The sequence below is a fragment of the Comamonas sp. 26 genome (assembly GCF_002754475.1).
Taxonomy (GTDB): domain Bacteria; phylum Pseudomonadota; class Gammaproteobacteria; order Burkholderiales; family Burkholderiaceae_C; genus Comamonas.
This window is the reverse complement of the sequence record NZ_PEFL01000001.1, coordinates 2,883,021-2,901,664: the sequence shown is the minus strand read 5'-3', so window position 1 is coordinate 2,901,664 and position 18,644 is coordinate 2,883,021. Positions and strand designations below refer to the sequence as shown.

Here is an 18,644-nt window from a genome sequence, read left to right as displayed (position 1 = left end):
ACGGCTGATTAAAAAATCAGAATCGTTCTAGGATTGACCCTATCGTCTAGAGGCCTAGGACACTACCCTTTCACGGTAGGTACCGGGGTTCGAATCCCCGTAGGGTCGCCAAGTTTGAAGCACTGGTAGCTATACATTGTGTAGCGAAGCTTCCTGCCAGGAGTGGTAGTTCAGTTGGTTAGAATACCGGCCTGTCACGCCGGGGGTCGCGGGTTCGAGTCCCGTCCACTCCGCCAGATTTTAAAAGCCGCAATCAAAAAATGGTTGCGGCTTTTTTTCTTGTCTGGAAAGTCAATGTATGCAAGAAAAAAGCCTCGCAAGGAGGCTTTTGAGTGATGAGATGACTGGTTAGATTTATTTGGGGCCCATGCGAATAGCGCCATCAAGGCGAATCACTTCACCGTTGAGCATGTCGTTTTCAAGAATGTGCTTGACCAGCTTGGCGTAATCCTCGGGTTTGCCCAAGCGGCTGGGGAAGGGGACGCTTGCTGCCAGCGCATCTTGCACTTCTTGCGGCATGGTGAACAGCATGGGTGTGCCAAAGATGCCGGGGGCAATCGTCATATTGCGAATGCCGCTGCGGGCCAGGTCGCGGGCAATGGGTAAGGTCATACCAACGACGCCGCCTTTGGATGCGGCATAGGCTGCTTGGCCAATTTGTCCGTCATAGGCCGCTACGCTAGCGGTTGAGATTAGCACGCCGCGTTCGCCCGTGGTTTCGGGCTCGTTTTTGCTCATGGCATCAGCAGCCAGGCGAATCATGTTGAAGCTGCCGACCAGGTTGACCATGATGGTCTTGGTGTAGGTGGCAAGGTTGTGCGGGCCATTTTTCCCCACTGTTTTTTCGGCGGGTGCAATACCGGCGCAATTGACCAAGCCGACCAACTTGCCAAGACTGGTGGCTTTTTCCACCACGGCCTGGCCATCGGCTTCGTTGCTGACATCGCAGCGCAGATAGACGCCGCCGATTTCCTTGGCCACACTCTCGCCGCGCTCTGCATTCATATCGGCAATGACGACTTTGCCTCCGTTGGTCGCCAGCATGCGCGCAGTGCCTTCGCCCAAACCCGATGCGCCGCCAGTCACGATAAACACGCGATCCTGAATCTGCATGAACTGTCCCCTTTGATGTTACGTTGACGTAAACGTCAATTATGCAGAAGGCGGAAACAAATTCGAATTGCGGAAAGCGCGCATAAAAAAAAGCCCAATCATGAAGACTGGGCTTTGAAGGGATCCGTGAAACGGGGGTTTCAGGAGGATCCAAGGAGACAACTTGTGCGGATCAGCATCCATAAAGGCGCTGACCTGACATGATGACAATTATAGGGTAAACCCTTGAAAATTGCCAGTCATGCGAATAACCATGTTTTAGCGCTTGACTGCAACTGTCGACTTGACGGCTTCAGTGGCTGTCTTGGAGGCAGCGTTAAAGTTGGCTTCGGCCATGTCGGAGGCTTGCTTGACAGCCTTTTGCACGGACTCGAAAGCGTTGTTAGCGGCAGAGACAGCGCTCTTGACCAGAGCCACAGCAGATTCAGAACCTGCGGGGGCGTTTTGAGTGGTGGTGTCCAGCAAGGAGTTGAAGTTCTTACGGGCTTCGGCGGACTGGACTTCCAGTGCCTTGTTGAACTCGCTGGCAGTGTTGCTGGCGATGTCGTACAGGTGGCGGTTGTAGGAAGCAGTCTTTTCAGCCAGAGGCTGGAGAATGCTGGTTTGCAAAGTCAGCAGGGACTGGGCATCTTTCACATTCAGGACGGCTTGCGTGTGCTGAGCGGCTTCGCTCAAAGCTGCACGGGAAGCAGTAACGTTGAGTTCCACCAGCTTTTCCACGCCTTCAAAAGCTTTGCTCGTCAGGCCGAACAGGGTTTCGAGGTGAGCTTTGTGTGCGCTCAGGATTTGGTCAGGGGTCAGGGACATAGCAATTCTCCAAAATTACGAAACTAACAAGGGCATCGGACCGGAGTGAACGTCTGCTCTGACATGATCGCTAGTGGTTAACTAGTTGTATGTTGCAGTGCAGCATGGGTGCATTGTGGAAGAGTTTTTTGGGCAATGCAAGCATTAATTGTTGCGTTGCAACAAATAAATGAATGACACTTTTGTTTCTGTAAGTATTTGATTTTTAAAAACTTTGTTATGTCTGATAACTGACGCAAAAATGCATGTGCGTGCTTTTGTGCATTGAGCAAGACGTTGATGACAGTGCTTGGTAAGGACTGACTCAGGGTCAAAACAGGCGCTGTCGCCGTGGTGCTGGTGGTGTTGATACAGGTTTGCACAATGACGCAATGAATGCATCACACACAGCTGCCCAGCCCGCACGAGCCATGTCCCAGGCACGTGATTCCTATGCCGTTTTTCGTGAAATCAGCACGCGCTGGTCAGATAACGATGTTTATGGCCATGTCAACAACGTCATTTACTACAGCTGGTTTGATACGGCGGTGAATGCTTATTTGATTGAGCAGGGGGCTCTGGATATTCATGCGGGGCAGACGATTGGGCTGGTGATAGAGACTCAGTGCAATTACTTTGCTTCTCTGGCCTTTCCACAGCAGGTCGAAGCGGGTATTCGCGTGGCGCATCTCGGCAGCTCAAGCGTGCGCTATGAGGTAGGGCTGTTTGCGCAGGGTGAGGCGCAGTCCGCTGCGGCGGGACATTTTGTTCATGTCTATGTAGACAGACAGACGCGCCGACCCGCACCGTTGCCCGCCGCTTTGCGCGTGGCGCTAGAGCCTTTGCTGAGGCAAACTGATAGTCAAAAATAGAAGAATTTGATAGCTGCTTGCGCTTTTATATAAAGGGCTTGAGGGTGATTTGTAGTCAATCGATCAAACTACGGCCCAAGTTTCAGTAAAGGCGAGGCGGTTATGGCGCTGAGCAGGGCGCAGAGTGTGGAATCGCCTACACTCGGAAACCTTTGTTGAGGCTGGCGCTGCATGCGCTTTGGGCCAGCCTTGTTCTATGACTGAACGGACCGCCAGGCCCACCGTCGTCCATGATCATCACCAGCCTGCTAGATACCGACCTGTACAAATTCACGATGATGCAGGTGGTGCTGCATCAGTTTCCGGGCGCACAGGTGGAGTACCGCTTCAAGTGCCGCAACCCCGGCGTGCAATTGGCTCCCTACGTCAATGAAATCCGTGAAGAAATCCGCTCGCTGTGCAAGCTGCGCTTTCAGGATGCGGAGCTGGCCTACTTGAGTTCTCTGCGCTTTATCAAAAGCGATTTTGTGGATTTTTTGAGCCTGTTTCAGCTCAACGATAAATACATCACCGTCACGGCGCTGCCCAGTGGCGAGATTGACATCAGCATCAAGGGTCCGTGGCTGCACACGATTCTTTTTGAGATTCCGGTGCTGGCCATCGTCAACGAGGTGTATTTCCGCAATACCCAGCCCGTACCTAACTTTCTGGAAGGGCGCAAGCGCTTGGACGAGAAGATTGAGCTGCTCCAAGGGCCGGGGCTTGAGTCGCTCAAGATTGCTGATTACGGCACGCGCCGCCGCTTTTCCAAGGCCTGGCATGAAGAGGTTCTGCGCGTGCTGTGCGCAAGACTCGGTCATGCTGGCTCGCGCATCGCCGGGGCAGGCAATGCTCAGCGCAAGGGGCAGCTTGCGGGTACCAGCAATGTGCTGTACGCCATGAAGCTGGGCCTGATACCGCTGGGCACGCTGGCCCATGAGTATCTGCAGGCCTGCCAGTCACTGGGCCCGCGTCTGCGTGATAGCCAGATTTTTGGCTTTGAATCCTGGGCGCGTGAATATCGCGGGGACCTGGGCATTGCGCTGTCTGATGTCTATGGCATGTCCGCCTTTCTGCGTGACTTTGACTTGTATTTCTGCAAGCTGTTTGATGGCGCACGCCATGACAGCGGCGACCCATTTGACTGGGGTGAGCGTCTGATTGCGCATTACAAGGCCAACAAGATTGATCCGCTGAGCAAGGTGCTGATCTTCAGTGATGGGCTGACGATTCCGAAAACCATTGAGCTGTTCAAGCGCTTTAATGGCCGCTGCCAGTTAGCCTTTGGTATCGGTACCAATCTGACCAATGATCTGGGCAGCCCGCCTGAGCATGTGCCACTGCAGATCGTGGTCAAGATGACGCGCTGCAATGGTCAGCCGGTTGCCAAGCTCTCAGACACGCCTGGCAAAAGCATGTGCGATGACGAAAAATATCTGGCCTATCTGCGCCAAGTGTTCAGTATTGAGCCACCAGAAGCTGCGCAGACCATGCTGTCAATGCAGCAGGCCTTAAAAAATTGAGAAACGATGGGCGAGCGTTAAGCGCCCATAAAAAGATAGATAAGCGAGGGTGAGCGTTTGAACCACAAACTTTGGATAAATATCGCGAAGGTCACCGCGTCAACGGCGCTGGCGATGACCGCAGGTGCCGCACAGGCCGCAGAGATGGATGGCGCGGCTATGTCTGTGGCCTGGGGCATTCCGTTTGTGGGCATGCTGCTGTCAATTGCACTTTTGCCGCTGGTGGCCCCAAATTTCTGGCACCACCACTTTGGCAAGGTCACGGCGGGCTGGGCGCTGGCCTTCCTGCTGCCCTTTGCGCTGCTCTACGGCATGGGCGCCGCCGGGGTTAATCTGGCGCATGCCTTGCTGGCGGAATACCTGCCCTTTGTCATCTTGCTCACCGCGCTTTACACCGTGGCTGGCGGCATTTATGTGCGCGGCAATTTGCGTGGCTCGCCGGGGCTGAACACCGTCATCCTCGCCATTGGCGCAGTGCTGGCCAGCTTTATGGGCACGACGGGTGCCTCCATGCTGCTAATTCGCCCTTTGCTGCGCGCCAACGACAACCGCCGTCATCAGGTGCATGTGGTGGTGTTCTTCATCTTCATCGTCTCCAACGCTGGTGGCGCACTCACACCGCTGGGGGATCCGCCGCTGTTTCTGGGCTTCTTGAAGGGTGTGGACTTTTTCTGGACGGTGCGTCATATCTGGCAGCCCATGCTGTTCCTCACGCTGGCGCTGCTGGCTATCTTTTATGTGATTGACCACAAATTGATGGGCGAAAAGGGTGAGACCGATTTGCCCGATCCGACCCCCTGTGTGGATGTGACGGGTGCGCAAAGCCGTCTCGGCTTTGACGGTCGTGTGAATTTTGTTCTGCTGGGCGTGGTGGTGGTACTGGTGCTGATCAGCGGCATCTGGCGCACGCCTGTGGGCTTTGAGATTGCCGGCACCCACGTGGGTTTGCCCGGTCTGGTGCGCGATGTGGGCTTGATTGTTGTGGCCCTGCTGTCCCTCAAGATCACGCCTGCTCGCGTGCATCAGGCCAATGATTTTGGCTGGGGACCCATGCAGGAAGTGGCCAAGCTGTTTGCAGGCATCTTCCTGACCATCATCCCCGTCATTGCCATGCTCAAGGCCGGTGTGGATGGCCCGTTCGGTGCCGTTGTGCGTGCTGTGACCAATGGGGACGGTACACCTAACCCCGCCATGTACTTCTGGGCCACGGGTGTGTTGTCGTCCTTCTTGGATAACGCGCCCACTTACTTGGTGTTCTTCAACACCGCAGGTGGTGACCCTGCGCATTTGATGACCGATATGGCGCTGACGCTGGCGGCTATCTCGGCAGGCGCTGTTTTCATGGGCGCCAATACTTATATTGGCAATGCGCCCAACTTGATGGTCAAGGCTATTGCAGAAGATCGCGGCGTGAAGATGCCGGGATTTTTTGGCTACATGATCTGGTCGGTCTGCATTCTGGTGCCCCTGCTGGTGCTGATGACGCTGATCTGGTTTAAGTGATTGAATTGGCTGCCTCCCTCTGAGCGGCTTTGCCGATTCCCCCAAAGGGGGACGGTATCCCCGCTGCGGGGCGGCCCTTGCTGCCTCGCATGCGAAATGCGCCCAATATTGGTGATGCTTTCAAAAATAGATTGAAGAGGAGACCAAGTGATGAGTACCAAGTCCCGCATTCTGATTGCCCGTGCCATTTCGCCTGAGGTGGTAGAGCAGTTGAAGCAGCACTTTGACGTGCAGTCCAATCAGGACGATGTGGTGTGGACGCCTGAGGAGCTGGCTCAGCAATTGCAGGGCAAGGACGGGGTGCTGACCACCGGCTCGCAGCGTATTGATGCGCAGTTGCTCGCGGCTTGCCCGCAGCTCAAGATCGTGGCCAATATGGCGGTGGGCTACAACAACTTTGATGTGCCCGCCATGACTGCCGCAGGCGTGCAGGGTAGCAATGCTCCCGACGTGCTGACTGAGACCACGGCGGATTTTGGCTTTGCACTGCTGATGGCCACGGCGCGCCGCATTACCGAGAGCGAGCATTACCTGCGCGCAGGGCTGTGGAAGGACTGGCACTACGACCTGTTTGCGGGCGCTGAGGTGCATGGCTCTACGCTGGGCATTCTGGGAATGGGGCGTATCGGCCAGGCCATTGCCCGCCGTGCGGCCTATGGTTTTGGCATGAAGGTGATTTATCACAACCGATCACGCCTTGATACAGCCATGGAGGCGGAATGCAAGGCCGCCTATGTGAGCAAGCAAGAGCTGCTGGAACGCGCTGACCATTTGATGCTGGTGTTGCCCTTTACGCCCGAAAACCGCCACACCATTGGCGCGGCAGAGATTGCGCAGATGAAGCCCACCGCTACCCTCATCAATATTGCGCGCGGCGGTATCGTGGATGATGCGGCTCTGGCGCAGGCATTGCGTGAAAAACGCATTGCTGCGGCCGGTCTGGATGTGTTTGAGGGCGAGCCCGCCGTTCACCCCGATCTGCTCACGGTGCCCAATGTGGTGCTGACACCGCATATCGCCAGCGCCACCAAGGGCACGCGCACGGCCATGGCGGCTTTGGCGGCAGATAACCTGATCTCCTTTTTCGCCGGTAAGGGCGCGTTGACGCCGGTTAATCTGCTGGGTGGTTCGGGTCTGCACTAGGCTTGTATTAGGCCGCCTCACGTCACATCAGTTTGAGGATTGACGTATGGTCTGGCAGCCTTGCTGGATTTGATAATTTGAGCCCGCTTGCGCCGCAGCCATTGCATCAGCGCGGCGAGCTTTTATTTTCTACAGAGACAGCACATGCCTTTCATCCGCACCAGCGTCCACAAGGACACCACGCCCGCCCAGCGTCAAGCCATCGTCAACGGTATTCATCAGGCACTGATCGACGGCATCGGCATGCCTGCCGACGAGTTGTTCAACATGGTTGACGACTATGACGAGCAGAAGTTCTTCTTCAGCCGCACCTTCAACGGCTACCGGCGCTCGGATCGCGTGGTCGTGATTGAAATCACCATGCGCCGTGGCCGCAGCGACGCCATGAAACGCGCCCTGTACGCCAACATCGCCGCCAATCTGGAAAAAGACGCTGGCGTGGCACCTAGCGATGTGTTCATTTTCACGCATGAAAACGACTACTCTGATTGGTCCGTAGGTGGCGGCAAGTTCGCCATGGCCATTGCCCAGCAGGTCGGCCCAGACGCCTGAGGCTGCGGCCTGAGTCACCAAGGCGGCAGGCCGCCGCGCCACTTTTGACGGGATTGATTTCACCGGGACGGTGTGGACTGATAATTTGCAGGCGCGCGAGTGCTTGCAAACGTCAGTCTGCAGCTTCTGTGCGCACGAAAATCAATACAAATAATGGCTGTAGCGCTTATTCATAAGGCGCTGGCAGCTATTAAAACAAGAGTGCGAAAGGCGTGGCAAAACAGTGACTACGTGGTGGCTTGGGTTGGCGGCAGTGGCCGCATTGATCGTGGTCTTGCTTCTGGTGCTGCTGTGGTGGCTGCAGGGCTTGCGCCGACAGACAGAACTTGCGCTGGGCCCGGATGCCATGCGGCTGCAGGCCCAGTTGCTGCAAGGCTTGCAGGCATTGGACGTGCGGCTGCAGCAGCTGGAGCGTAGCAGCCAGAGCACGCAGCTTACAGTGGCCAAAAGCGATGGTGCGCTGGACCGCGTGACCCAGCATGTGCAGACCCAGCTGGCTCAGACCCAGCAAGATGCACTGGCCGCAAGGCGCGAGCAGGCCACGGCATTGACTGCTTTCCGTGAAGAGGTTGGGCAGCTGGCGCAGCGCTTGACGGCGGACAGCCAGCAGGCACGCACCGCATTAGAACAAAGCAGTGCCGAGCAAACGGCCCATGTGCAGCGGCGCTTTGAAGCGCTGGCCGAAACCACACGGGGCACGCTGGACTCGCTCAAGGGCGATATTCAGCAGCAGCTCACCCACATGAGCACCAATATGGGCGCTGCGCTCAAGGATCAGCTGGGCAGCAATGGCGAGCAATTGCGCCATCAGTTTGCGGTGCTGCAAGATGCGGTGAGCCAGCAACTTGGCGGATTGGCGCAAGGCCAGCAAATCTCCGCAGAGCAGTTGCGCGGCACACTGAACGAGCGCCTTGCCACCATTCAGAGCGATAACGCAACCAAGCTCGAAGAGATGCGGCGCACCGTCGATGAAAAGCTGCATGCCACGCTGGAGCAGCGATTGGGCGAGTCCTTTAAACAGGTCAGCGACCGGCTGGAGCAGGTGCACAAGGGCTTGGGAGAGATGCAGACGCTGGCCGGCAGCGTAGGCGACCTCAAGCGCGTGATGACCAATGTGAAGTCGCGCGGAACCTGGGGCGAGATGCAATTGGGCAACATCATCGATAACGTGCTCACCCCCGAGCAATACGCCAAGAACGTCAAGACCGTGCCGGGCAGCGATGAGCTGGTGGAGTTCGCCATTCGCCTGCCGGGCCGTAGCGGCGAGCAACCGGTGTGGCTGCCCATGGATGCCAAGTACCCGGTAGAGCATTACCAGCGCCTGCAGGATGCGCAGGACGGCGCAGATCGCTTGGCCATAGTGGCTGCGGGCAATGCGTTTGAGACCTCCATCCGTGCCGAGGCCAAGAAAATTGCCAGCAAGTACATTGCACCGCCATTTACGACGGACTTTGCTGTGATGTACCTGCCCACCGAGGGGCTGTTTGCCGAAGTGCTGCGCCGCCCCGGACTGGTTGAAGCCCTGCAGAACGAAAGCCGCATTGTGGTTACCGGCCCCGCCAATCTGGCGGCCATGCTCAACAGCTTGCAGATGGGCTTCAAGACGCTGGCGATTGAAAAGCGTTCTTCGGAGGTCTGGGGCGTGCTCGGTCAGGTCAAAACCGAGTTTGGCAAGTTTGGTGATGTGGTGGATGCCGCACGCAAATCCATTGACGCAGCAGCGCGCAAGTTTGATCAGGTCGGGGTGCGCACGCGTGCCATTCAGCGGCAGCTGCGCGATGTTCAGGCTTTGCCCGATGCGGGGCAGGAAGAGGGCGCATTGCAACTCCCAGCCGTACCCCTGAGTAGCGACCAGATCAGTGCCGAGGACGAAGAATGAATGCAGCCTTGCTGCGCCTGATTTTGGCGCAAGTCTGCATTCACGGCAGCATGACGGGCATGCGCATGGCCACGCCACTTCTTGCGCTCAAAGAAGGCTATAGCGCTGCGGCGGCGGGCATGCTGCTGGCGCTGTTTGCGTTGACTCAGGTGTTTCTCTCGCTGCCCGCAGGCCGTTATGCAGACCGCCATGGACTCAAGCGCCCGCTGATCATTAGCGTGGTGGCGGCTTGCTCGGGGGCGGGACTGTCGGCTATATTTCCGATCTATCCGGTGATGTGCCTGAGCGCGCTGCTGACGGGTGGTGCGGCAGGCACGGCCTTGATTGCTCTGCAGCGGCATGTGGGCCGCATGGCACATAACAAGGATGATCTGCGCAAAGTCTTCAGCTGGCTGGCCATTGGCCCGGCTTTCTCCAATTTTCTGGGGCCGTTTGCAGCGGGATTGCTGATTGACTATGCGGGCGGAGAGGCCGCCAGCGAGACAGGCTTCAGAGCTGCGTTCTTGCTGCTGGCCCTGATGCCGCTGGCCGCCTGGTTCTGGGGGCGCACGGTGCCGGAGTTGCCGTCCAAAGATGTGGCTCGCAGCGATAAAAAAGCGACGGCTTGGGATCTCGTGCAAAACCGTGGCTTCAGGCGTTTGCTGTTGCTGAACTGGGCGCTGTCATCGTGCTGGGATGTGCACACCTTTGTGGTGCCGATTCTTGGGCATGAGCGGGGCCTGCCCGCTTCGGTCATCGGTACGATTCTTGGCGCATTCGCTATCGCCGCTGCGGTCATTCGCATGCTCATGCCTATCATCACGCGTCATCTGGCCGAGTGGCAGGTGGTGCTGGGTGCCATGGTTGCTGCCTGCTCTCTGTTTATCCTTTACCCCTTCATGCCCGGTGCGTGGAGCATGGGTGCTTGCTCTGTCGTGCTGGGCATTGTGTTGGGTTCGGTGCAGCCCATGGTGATGAGCATGATTCACCAGATCACACCCGCCGAGCGCCATGGCGAAGCGCTGGGCCTGCGCATGATGGCCATCAATGGCTCCAGCGTGCTGATGCCCGTACTGTTTGGCTCGCTGGGCGCGGTGGTGGGAGTTTCTGCCTTGTTCTGGGCGGTAGGCGTTCTGGTCGGTGTTGCAACACGGCTGCCCTGGCTGATTGGGCGTGAGGACATGCCCAAGGGAGAGTGGGAGCAGCATTAGCTTTTGCTGCACCAACAAAAAGAGCGCTCAAGGGCGCTCTTTTTGATTTCAGCTTTTACAGCTCTTCTACTCTGCGGGCCGGGTAACTGTCCCAGCTCTGGCAGCCGGGGCAGTGCCAGAAATGGGTGCGTGCCTCAAATCCGCAGGCCGCGCAGCGGTAACGGGTCAGCGGCTTGGTGGCATGGTTCAGGGCTTTTTGCACCGTGCCGTGGTATTGCTCCTCGGACAGTGTTTCGCCTTCCAGCCATTGCGCTGCGGCCACCAGGGACGATTCGCGCTCCAGGTGGTTGACCAGGCGCAGGCGGCCAGGTGCATCGGGCTGGCTGCTTTTCTTGTCCAAAGCCACCAAGGCCTGTAGCAGGTCAAGCGACGGAGCCTGCTCATAGTGCTTGAGCAGCAGTGCGCGTGTTGGCTCAATCTCGCCAGTGGCTTCGGCTACTTCCACCATCAGGCTGGCGGCGAGAGGGAGTGCTGCGGGGCTGTTTTGCGCCAGTGCTTGCAAGCTGGTCAGTGCTTGTGCTGACTGGCCTTGACGGTGTTGCAGCTGTGCCAGTTCAAGGCGTGGGCGTGGGGCTTGTGGTGCGGTTTCAAGCGCTTGCTGCAGCTGCGAAAATGCTTTGTCGAGCTGGCCATGTGCGACTTGTGCTTGTGCGTCTTCACACAGATAGTGGGCGAGACGGGTGCTGAAGTCGCCCTGAGCGGCAGCCTGCATTTTGCGCACGATGGCTGCGGCTTGTGTCCAGTCACGTGAGCGCTCGTAGATGGCCAGCAGGGAAAGGCGTGCTTCGGCCTCGTATTGCGTGCCTTCAAGGCGGTTCAGAGCCTCTTCGGCGCGGTCCAGCAGGCCGGCCTTGAGAAAGTCCTGCGCCAGAGCATGCTGGGCACGGTCACGGTCGGGGCGGGAGAGGTCAGCGCGGCTTAGCAAGTGCTCGTGCACTCGCACGGCGCGGTTGTACTCACCTCGGCGGCGAAACAGATTGCCCAGTGCAAAGTGCAGCTCGGTCGTATCGGGGTCGTTTTGCACGGCCTCGATAAATGCATCAATGGCCTTGTCCTGCTGTTCGTTGAGCAGAAAGTTCAGGCCTTTGAAATATGCCTTAGGTGCCTGACGGTTGTCGGCGCGCACCTGGCGTAAATCCCAGCGAGAGGCCAGCCAGCCCAGTACAAAGGCAACGGGCAGGCCCAGCAAAATCCAAGTCAGATTAAATTCCATGAATGTCGCTTGGCGAAAGGGTCGAAGAAGAACTCTGCTCTGCGGCAGCCGGTGCTGCTGGCATGCTTGCTGCGGCTTGTTGTGCCTGCTTGGCGGCATGCGCTTCGCGGGCTGCTGCACGGTGCTTGAGCCAGCGCGGCACCATGCCCAGTACGCCAACAAATAATCCCAGCGTAAATGCCGTCAGCACCACCAGTACCAGGGGTGCAGTCCAGGCCGTGCCAAAGAAAAAATGCACGGTGCTGTCTTGCTGGTTGTTGAGTGCGAATGCAAACAGAGTGAAAAAAATGGCTGCCTTGAGCAGCCACAGCAGGTATTTCATGCTTCCCCTTGTGCCTCTTGTATGACGGGGAGATTTTAGGCCAGCCTGTGTGCAGACTGGTCAACAGGCAAGAGAGTCAGGCCAGACAGGTGCAAAAAGGCACCTGCTGCTTCAGGCTGTCTGTTGTGGTGAAGGTGTTGGGTCGTCGGTCTTCAAGTTGTCCACGGCTTCGCGCAGGGCTTTTCCTGGCTTGAAGTGGGGAACGCGCTTGGAGGGGACTTGCACAGATTCGCCGGAGCGGGGATTGCGGCCGATGCGGGGCTGGCGGTGATTGATGGCAAAACTGCCAAAGCCGCGAATTTCAATGCGGTGGCCGCGCACCAGTGCATCACTGACGGCATCCAGAATGGTTTTGACGGCCTGTTCGGCATCACGTTGGTTGAGTTGGCCAAATTGGGCGGCAAGTTCTTCTACGAGATCGGATCGGGTCATCGGGCAGCGGAAACTAGGTTGAAAACAACAACGGGCGCACAAGGCGCCCGTTGTCTTTGACGCTTAGCGGTCGATCAGGCTAGCTGACCGACCAGCTGAGGCAAGTGATTACTTGTCTGCGTCCAGCTTGGCGCGCAGCAGAGCGCCCAGGCTGGTGGTACCAGCGTTTTCCTTGGAGGACTGAGCCGACAGAGAAGCCATGGCTGTCTGCTGTTCAGCGTGATCCTTTTGCTTGATCGACAGCTGGATGTTGCGGCTCTTGCGATCCACGTTCACCACCACTGCAGTCACTTCGTCGCCTTCCTTCAGGACGGAACGAGCGTCTTCCACGCGGTCCACCGAGATTTCGGAAGCGCGCAGGTAGCCGATGATGTCCTCGCCCAGGTCGATTTCAGCGCCCTTAGCGTCCACAGTCTTGACCTTGCCGGTCACGATCTGGCCCTTGTCGTTCACGGTAGTGAACGTGGTGAAGGGGTCGCTGTCCAGCTGCTTGATGCCCAGGGAGATGCGCTCGCGCTCAACGTCCACGGCCAACACGATGGCTTCGACTTCTTGGCCCTTCTTGTAGTTACGAACAGCGGCTTCGCCGGTTTCGTTCCAAGACAGGTCAGACAGGTGCACCAAGCCGTCGATACCGGCAGCCAGACCCACGAACACGCCGAAGTCGGTGATGGACTTGATAGGACCCTTCACGCGGTCGCCGCGCTTGGTGTTCTGAGCGAAATCTTGCCAAGGGTTAGCCTTGCACTGCTTCATGCCCAGGGAGATGCGACGCTTGTCTTCGTCGATTTCCAGAACCATGACTTCCACTTCGTCGCCCAGGGACACGAGCTTGGTAGGAGCAATGTTCTTGTTGGTCCAGTCCATTTCGGAAACGTGCACCAGGCCTTCAATGCCGGGTTCCAGTTCCACGAATGCGCCGTAGTCAGCAATGTTGGTGACCTTGCCGAACAGACGGGTGGCCGATGGATAGCGGCGAGCAACGCCCATCCATGGGTCGTCGCCCATTTGCTTCAGACCCAGAGACACGCGGTTCTTTTCGGTGTCGAACTTCAGGATCTTGGCAGTGATTTCTTGACCAGCAGTCACCACTTCGGAAGGGTGACGCACACGGCGCCATGCCATGTCGGTGATGTGCAGCAGGCCGTCGATACCGCCCAGGTCCACGAACGCACCGTATTCGGTGATGTTCTTGACCACGCCTTGAACAATGGCGCCTTCCTTCAGGGTTTCCATCAGCTTGGCGCGTTCTTCGCCCATGGAGGCTTCCACCACAGCGCGGCGCGACAGCACCACGTTGTTGCGCTTGCGATCCAGCTTGATGACCTTGAATTCCAGGGTCTTGTTTTCGTAAGGAGTCAGGTCCTTGATAGGACGTGTGTCGATCAGCGAACCGGGCAGGAATGCGCGGATGCCGTTGACCAGAACGGTCAGGCCGCCCTTGACCTTGCCGGAAGTAGTGCCGGTCACGAATTCGCCGGACTCCAGAGCCTTTTCCAGCGACAGCCAGGAAGCCAGACGCTTAGCGGTGTCACGGGACAGGATGGTGTCGCCGTAGCCGTTTTCGATGGAGCCGATGGCCACGGAAACGAAATCGCCCACTTGGACTTCAACTTCGCCCTGGTCGTTCTTGAACTCGTCGAGGGGCACGTAGGCTTCCGACTTCAGGCCAGCGTTCACCACCACGAAGTTGTGCTCAACGCGCACGACTTCAGCGGTGATAACTTCGCCGGGACGCATTTCGGTGCGTGTCAACGACTCTTCAAAAAGGGCGGCAAAAGATTCAGACATGTATTTCCTTGACCGCAAACAGGTTTCCGTCAGCACTATTGCCAAACGTTTTTAAGACTGAATGCGGAGGGTGCGGGTTTTTAAGGCCCACGGGGTTAAAGGTTAACAACCTTGCTGCCGGTTCTGCGATCTGCAGAGCCTGACACCAAGGGCCAACAAGTCAGCTGCGGGGCTATGCCTGATAAATCAAGCGCGGCCAAACAGCTGACGTTCTTGCCACCACGACAGCACCTGGGCAACCACTTCTTCAATGGTCATCTGGGAGCTGTCGAGCTGCAAAGAATCTTCGGCGGGCTTGAGAGGCGCAGTGGCGCGATTCATATCGCGTGCATCACGTGCTTCAAGGTCTGCCAAAAGGGTAGATATATTAGCTGAAATCCCTTTGGAAATCAACTGTTTATGACGGCGCTCTGCGCGGCACTGGGCGGAGGCCCATAAATAGACCTTCAGCGGCGCATGGGGAAAGATGACGGTGCCCATGTCTCTGCCATCAGCCACCAGGCCGGGCAGGTGCTGAAAGGCCAGTTGCAGATCGACCAGCGCGCTGCGTACGGCGGGCAGGGCGGAAACGCGTGAGGCATTCATGCCCGCTTCTTCGCTGCGAATGGCGAGGCTGATGTCTTCATCGCCCAGCCACACGCGTTGCTGGGCGTCAAAGCGCACAGGCATTTCCAGTGCCATTTCGGCAATGGTTTCTTCGTTGGATTCGTCAAGCGACAGGCCGGCCCGCGATGCGGCCAGGCCGGTGATGCGGTAGAGCGCGCCCGAATCCAGCAACTGGTAACCCAGCGCCTTGGCCACTTCGGCCGCAATCGTGCCCTTGCCCGAGGCGGTGGGGCCGTCGATGCAGATCACGGGAATGCGCTCGCGCTCTGTTTCGCAGATGGAGAACAGCGCTTCAAAGTAGTCGGGGAAGGTCTTGGCCACGCACTTGGGGTCTTCAATGCGCACCGGCAGCTTGGCGGGGTTGAAGGCGGCCAGCGAGAAGCACATGGCGACGCGGTGGTCGTCATAGGTGTGAATGCTGGCGGCCTTCCACGCTTGCTTGCTGGCAGGCGGGGTGATGCGGATGTAGTCCGCGCCTTCTTCCACCGTGGCACCCAGCTTGCGCAGCTCAATCGCCATGGCGGCGATGCGGTCGGTTTCCTTCACGCGCCAGCTGGCGATGTTGCGCAGCGTGGTTGTGCCGTTGGCGTACAAGGCCATCACGCCCAGCGTCATGGCTGCGTCGGGGATGTGGTTGCAGTCGAGGTCGATGGCCTTGAGGGGCCATGTGCCGCGGCTGACTTGCAGCCAGTTGGGGCCGCTTTCGAGCTGTGCACCCATGGCCTGAGCCGCTTCGATAAAGCGGATGTCACCCTGAATCGAATCTTTGCCAACGCCCAGAATTTTGATGCTGTTTTGCTCTGTAGCGTCTGCAGTGATTGCGCCAAGTGCTATGAAATAACTAGCGGATGAGGCATCGGCTTCTACGTGGATGCTGCCAGGCGACTGGTAGCGACTGCTTGCGGGAATTACAAAGCGCTGCCATTGCTCGTTTTTGACAGCAATGCCAAAGCGGGCCAGCAGCTCCAGCGTGATGTGGATATAGGGCTTGGAGATCAGCTCGCCCACCACCTCGATGGTGATGTCGCGGTCCTTGGCCAGCAGGGGCAAGGCCATGAGCAGCGAGGTCAGGAACTGGCTGGAGACATCACCGCGTACCTTGATGGATTCGCTGCTCAGCTGGCTGAAGTCGGGCTGGCCGATTTTGAGCGGAGGAAAGCCTTCGTCCTTCAGGTAGTCGATTTGGCAACCCAACTGGCGCAGCGCATCGACGAGATCGCCAATCGGGCGCTCGTACATGCGGGGTACGCCCGTCATCTCGAAGTTGCCGCCCAGTACCGACAGTGCTGCCGTCAGCGGACGCATGGCCGTGCCTGCGTTGCCCAGGAACAGCGTTGCCGTGGTGCCTGCAGGCAACTGGCCGCCAATGCCAGTGACTTCAATCGCCTGGCCGGGGGTGACGGTATCTGGCGTGATGCGGCAGCCCAGCTGCTTGAGGCCAGCCAGCATGACCTGCGTGTCGTCAGAGTCCAGAAGGTCGTGGATGGTGGTTGTGCCCTGGCTCAGCGCGGCCAGCAGCAGAACGCGGTTGGAGATGCTTTTGGAGCCGGGCAGGCTGACGGTGCCGTTGGCAGAGTCCAGCGCGGGGATATCCAAAAATTCAGTATTAAACATGGCGATCCATCAGGTCGTAAATTTGCTCTGAAATTAGTAGCTTCTAGCGCCTATTCAGTAAGCGCTAGAAGCATAAAAGGCTTGATTTTCAGAGCCCAGAGCCACGCTTGGCACCCATCTTCCAGTGGGCGCGGGCGGCGCTGGCCAGCGTCAGGCGATCTTGCAGGCCTTGTCCATCTTGCGCTTCCATCAGGCCTTCGAGCTGCTCCAGCGCCTGGCGGAACTGGCGGGACTGGGCCAGCACCTGTTCGCGGTTGGCCAGCAGCACATCGCGCCAGAGCTGGGGGTCGCCAGCGCCGATGCGGGTGAAGTCGCGAAAGCCGGGGCCAGCCAGCGACAGCACTTCATCGGCCTTGGGCTGGTTCAGCACGCTTTGCATCATGGCAAACGCCAGCAGGTGGGGCAGGTGGCTGACGGTGGCCAGTGCGCCATCATGCGCCTCTGGCGACATGGCTTGCACATGGCTGCCAAGCGCCCGCCACAGAGCTTCAGCGCGGTGCAGGTGTGCGGTGAGCGTGCGTTCTGTGGGGGTGAGAATGACTTGCGCGTTGTGGTACAGATTGCCGTCGGCATGCTCCACACCCGCCACTTCCTTGCCGGTGATGGGGTGGGCGGGCACAAAACTGCCAATCTGGTCGCGCAGCGCCGTGCGGGCCGCCTGCACGACATCGACCTTGGTGGAGCCCACGTCCATGATCATCATCTTTGGGGTGACCAGGTGCTTGATGGACTTGAGCGTGGCTTCGGTGGCGGCCACAGGCACAGCCAGCAATACCAGGTCGGCGCCTGCTGCAGCCAGCAGGGCCGAAGGGGCTTCCACATCAATCACGCCCATCTGGCGGGCGCGCTCTGTGGTGGATGGCGATTTGCTGTAGCCCACCACGCGTTTGACCAGACCCGCCTTTTTGAGCGCCAGCGCAAACGAGCCGCCCATGAGGCCGCAGCCAATCAGGCCCAGCTGCTCGAAGGGCTGCATTTTCTGCTCAGTCGTCATTACTTGCTCACCGGGTAGGTGCCCAGCACCTTGTAGAAGGCGCACAGTGATTGCAGCTCCTGCAGCGCGGCGGCCACATTGGCTTGTGCGGGGTGGCCTTCCACGTCGATGTAGAAGTAATACTCCCACTGGCCGGTACGTGCCGGGCGCGACTCAAAGCGAGTCATCGATACGCCGTGGTTTTTGAGCGGCACCAGCAGGTCATGCACGGCGCCAGCGGTATTGGGTACGGAGACGACGAGGCTGGTGCAGTCAGAGCCACTGGGTGCAGCCGTGGCCAGCGTGTGCGGCAGGCAGATGACGGCAAAGCGTGTGCGGTTGTAGGCGTCGTCCTGAATGGCATGGCTGACGATGTGCAGGCCAAACTGCTGCGCCGCACGTTCGCCAGCAATGCCAGCCCAGTTGGGGTGCAGGGCGGCCAGGCGCGCGCCTTCAGCATTGCTCTCCACCGGGCGGCGCTCTGCATGGGGCAGGTGCTTGGATAGCCAGCCCTGGCACTGGGCCAGCGCCTGGGGGTGGGCGGCCACCACTTCAATACCGTCCAGCGAGTTGCTGGTGCGCATCAGGTTGTGGCGGATCAGCATGCTGACTTCGCCCACCACATGGCAAGGCGTGTGCAGGAACATGTCCAGCGATCGCGTCACCACGCCTTCGTTGGAGTTTTCAACGCCCACCACGCCGTACTGGGCGCTGCCTGCGGCGGTGGCGTGAAAGACTTCTTCAAAGCTGTTGCAGTACATCAGGTCGGCAGCGCCGCCAAAGTACTGAATGGCGGCTTCTTCGCAGAAGGTGCCAGCCGGGCCGAGCACAGCCACGCGTTGGGGAGACTCCAGCGCAAGGCACGCGGACATAATTTCGCGCCAGATGGCGGCTACATGCGCGCCCTTCAGGGGGCCGGGGTTGTTGCGCTTGATCTTCTCGATCACCTGCGCCACGCGGTCGGGGCGGAAGAAGGACGAGCCTTCTTTTTTCTTGAGCTCACCCACCTGTTCGGCCACATGGGCGCGCTGGTTGACCAGGTCCAGCAATTGGCGGTCCAGCGAGTCGATCTGGTTGCGTAGCGTCAGCAACTCGGGGCTGGCTTGTGGGTCTTGGCTCATGGGTTCCTCAAATTTTGTAGCTGCTTGCGCCT

16 protein-coding genes and 2 tRNA genes are annotated in these 18,644 nt (G+C 58.5%); 9 read left to right on the top strand and 9 right to left on the bottom strand.

Annotated elements, in window-relative coordinates; genetic code table 11:
• Window positions 1–35: 35 nt before the first annotated feature.
• Together CLU84_RS13490 and CLU84_RS13485 are read left to right on the top strand one after the other, a co-directional pair.
• Window positions 36–111, top strand: a tRNA-Glu gene (locus tag CLU84_RS13490).
• 48 nt (window positions 112–159) lie between these two features.
• Window positions 160–236, top strand: a tRNA-Asp gene (locus CLU84_RS13485).
• A 118-nt stretch (window positions 237–354) separates the two neighbouring features.
• On the opposite strand, the gene CLU84_RS13480 is transcribed toward CLU84_RS13485, so the two are convergent.
• Both CLU84_RS13480 and CLU84_RS13475 read right to left on the bottom strand, forming a co-directional pair.
• Window positions 355–1,113 (bottom strand): 3-hydroxyacyl-CoA dehydrogenase, encoded by a 759-nt coding sequence (locus CLU84_RS13480; protein ID WP_099737604.1) that lies wholly within the window; start codon window positions 1,111–1,113, stop codon window positions 355–357.
• 258 nt (window positions 1,114–1,371) lie between these two features.
• Complete coding sequence (locus CLU84_RS13475; protein ID WP_099737603.1) at window positions 1,372–1,920, bottom strand: phasin family protein; 549 nt, start codon at window positions 1,918–1,920, stop codon at window positions 1,372–1,374.
• Window positions 1,921–2,291: 371 nt separating this feature from the next.
• Between CLU84_RS13475 and CLU84_RS13470 the strand changes: the two genes are divergently transcribed.
• From CLU84_RS13470 to CLU84_RS13440, 7 genes are all read left to right on the top strand, one after another.
• Window positions 2,292–2,771: a thioesterase family protein gene (locus tag CLU84_RS13470; RefSeq protein WP_233210052.1), complete on the top strand. Its 480-nt coding sequence runs from the start codon at window positions 2,292–2,294 to the stop codon at window positions 2,769–2,771.
• A gap of 230 nt (window positions 2,772–3,001) precedes the next feature.
• Complete coding sequence (gene pncB, locus CLU84_RS13465) at window positions 3,002–4,273, top strand: nicotinate phosphoribosyltransferase (RefSeq protein ID WP_099737601.1); 1,272 nt, start codon at window positions 3,002–3,004, stop codon at window positions 4,271–4,273.
• Window positions 4,274–4,387: 114 nt separating this feature from the next.
• Window positions 4,388–5,776: a sodium:proton antiporter gene (locus tag CLU84_RS13460; RefSeq protein ID WP_099737600.1), complete on the top strand. Its 1,389-nt coding sequence runs from the start codon at window positions 4,388–4,390 to the stop codon at window positions 5,774–5,776.
• A gap of 150 nt (window positions 5,777–5,926) precedes the next feature.
• Window positions 5,927–6,919, top strand: coding sequence for a D-glycerate dehydrogenase (locus CLU84_RS13455; protein WP_099737599.1), 993 nt, complete (start codon window positions 5,927–5,929; stop codon window positions 6,917–6,919).
• A gap of 144 nt (window positions 6,920–7,063) precedes the next feature.
• The gene (locus tag CLU84_RS13450; protein ID WP_099737598.1) at window positions 7,064–7,471 is read left to right on the top strand and encodes a tautomerase family protein; all 408 of its coding nucleotides are present in this window, start codon (window positions 7,064–7,066) and stop codon (window positions 7,469–7,471) included.
• Between the two features lie 244 nt (window positions 7,472–7,715).
• The gene (rmuC, locus tag CLU84_RS13445; protein WP_099737597.1) at window positions 7,716–9,350 is read left to right on the top strand and encodes a DNA recombination protein RmuC; all 1,635 of its coding nucleotides are present in this window, start codon (window positions 7,716–7,718) and stop codon (window positions 9,348–9,350) included.
• Window positions 9,347–10,540: an MFS transporter gene (locus tag CLU84_RS13440; protein ID WP_099737596.1), complete on the top strand. Its 1,194-nt coding sequence runs from the start codon at window positions 9,347–9,349 to the stop codon at window positions 10,538–10,540. The genes rmuC and CLU84_RS13440 overlap by 4 nt, the downstream gene beginning before the upstream one ends.
• Window positions 10,541–10,595: 55 nt before the next feature.
• On the opposite strand, the gene lapB is transcribed toward CLU84_RS13440, so the two are convergent.
• From lapB to pheA, 7 genes are all read right to left on the bottom strand, one after another.
• Window positions 10,596–11,753, bottom strand: a complete 1,158-nt coding sequence (gene lapB, locus CLU84_RS13435; protein WP_099737595.1) for a lipopolysaccharide assembly protein LapB — start codon at window positions 11,751–11,753, stop codon at window positions 10,596–10,598.
• Window positions 11,743–12,075, bottom strand: a complete 333-nt coding sequence (locus tag CLU84_RS13430) for a lipopolysaccharide assembly LapA domain-containing protein (protein ID WP_099737594.1) — start codon at window positions 12,073–12,075, stop codon at window positions 11,743–11,745. The genes lapB and CLU84_RS13430 overlap by 11 nt, the downstream gene beginning before the upstream one ends.
• A gap of 111 nt (window positions 12,076–12,186) precedes the next feature.
• The gene (locus tag CLU84_RS13425) at window positions 12,187–12,507 is read right to left on the bottom strand and encodes an integration host factor subunit beta (protein ID WP_099737593.1); all 321 of its coding nucleotides are present in this window, start codon (window positions 12,505–12,507) and stop codon (window positions 12,187–12,189) included.
• A 108-nt stretch (window positions 12,508–12,615) separates the two neighbouring features.
• Window positions 12,616–14,298 (bottom strand): 30S ribosomal protein S1, encoded by a 1,683-nt coding sequence (rpsA, locus tag CLU84_RS13420; protein ID WP_099737592.1) that lies wholly within the window; start codon window positions 14,296–14,298, stop codon window positions 12,616–12,618.
• Window positions 14,299–14,484: 186 nt separating this feature from the next.
• Window positions 14,485–16,518 (bottom strand): bifunctional 3-phosphoshikimate 1-carboxyvinyltransferase/cytidylate kinase, encoded by a 2,034-nt coding sequence (locus CLU84_RS13415; RefSeq protein ID WP_099737591.1) that lies wholly within the window; start codon window positions 16,516–16,518, stop codon window positions 14,485–14,487.
• A gap of 88 nt (window positions 16,519–16,606) precedes the next feature.
• A complete protein-coding gene (locus CLU84_RS13410; RefSeq protein WP_099738020.1) occupies window positions 16,607–17,494 on the bottom strand; it encodes a prephenate dehydrogenase/arogenate dehydrogenase family protein in 888 nt (295 codons plus the stop codon).
• A 17-nt stretch (window positions 17,495–17,511) separates the two neighbouring features.
• Window positions 17,512–18,612: a prephenate dehydratase gene (pheA, locus tag CLU84_RS13405; RefSeq protein WP_099737590.1), complete on the bottom strand. Its 1,101-nt coding sequence runs from the start codon at window positions 18,610–18,612 to the stop codon at window positions 17,512–17,514.
• Window positions 18,613–18,644: the final 32 nt, after the last annotated feature.

Excerpts from the sequence above, each read along its gene's own strand:
- CLU84_RS13480 (WP_099737604.1), bottom strand. The coding sequence starts at position 1,113 with ATGCAGATTCAGGATCGCGTGTTTATCGTGACTGGCGGCGCATCGGGT.
- CLU84_RS13475 (WP_099737603.1), bottom strand. The coding sequence starts at position 1,920 with ATGTCCCTGACCCCTGACCAAATCCTGAGCGCACACAAAGCTCACCTC.
- CLU84_RS13470 (WP_233210052.1), top strand. The coding sequence starts at position 2,292 with ATGAATGCATCACACACAGCTGCCCAGCCCGCACGAGCCATGTCCCAG.
- pncB (WP_099737601.1), top strand. The coding sequence starts at position 3,002 with ATGATCATCACCAGCCTGCTAGATACCGACCTGTACAAATTCACGATG.
- CLU84_RS13460 (WP_099737600.1), top strand. The coding sequence starts at position 4,388 with ATGACCGCAGGTGCCGCACAGGCCGCAGAGATGGATGGCGCGGCTATG.
- CLU84_RS13455 (WP_099737599.1), top strand. The coding sequence starts at position 5,927 with ATGAGTACCAAGTCCCGCATTCTGATTGCCCGTGCCATTTCGCCTGAG.
- CLU84_RS13450 (WP_099737598.1), top strand. The coding sequence starts at position 7,064 with ATGCCTTTCATCCGCACCAGCGTCCACAAGGACACCACGCCCGCCCAG.
- CLU84_RS13440 (WP_099737596.1), top strand. The coding sequence starts at position 9,347 with ATGAATGCAGCCTTGCTGCGCCTGATTTTGGCGCAAGTCTGCATTCAC.
- lapB (WP_099737595.1), bottom strand. The coding sequence starts at position 11,753 with ATGGAATTTAATCTGACTTGGATTTTGCTGGGCCTGCCCGTTGCCTTT.
- CLU84_RS13430 (WP_099737594.1), bottom strand. The coding sequence starts at position 12,075 with ATGAAATACCTGCTGTGGCTGCTCAAGGCAGCCATTTTTTTCACTCTG.
- CLU84_RS13425 (WP_099737593.1), bottom strand. The coding sequence starts at position 12,507 with ATGACCCGATCCGATCTCGTAGAAGAACTTGCCGCCCAATTTGGCCAA.
- rpsA (WP_099737592.1), bottom strand. The coding sequence starts at position 14,298 with ATGTCTGAATCTTTTGCCGCCCTTTTTGAAGAGTCGTTGACACGCACC.
- CLU84_RS13415 (WP_099737591.1), bottom strand. The coding sequence starts at position 16,518 with ATGTTTAATACTGAATTTTTGGATATCCCCGCGCTGGACTCTGCCAAC.
- CLU84_RS13410 (WP_099738020.1), bottom strand. The coding sequence starts at position 17,494 with ATGCAGCCCTTCGAGCAGCTGGGCCTGATTGGCTGCGGCCTCATGGGC.
- pheA (WP_099737590.1), bottom strand. The coding sequence starts at position 18,612 with ATGAGCCAAGACCCACAAGCCAGCCCCGAGTTGCTGACGCTACGCAAC.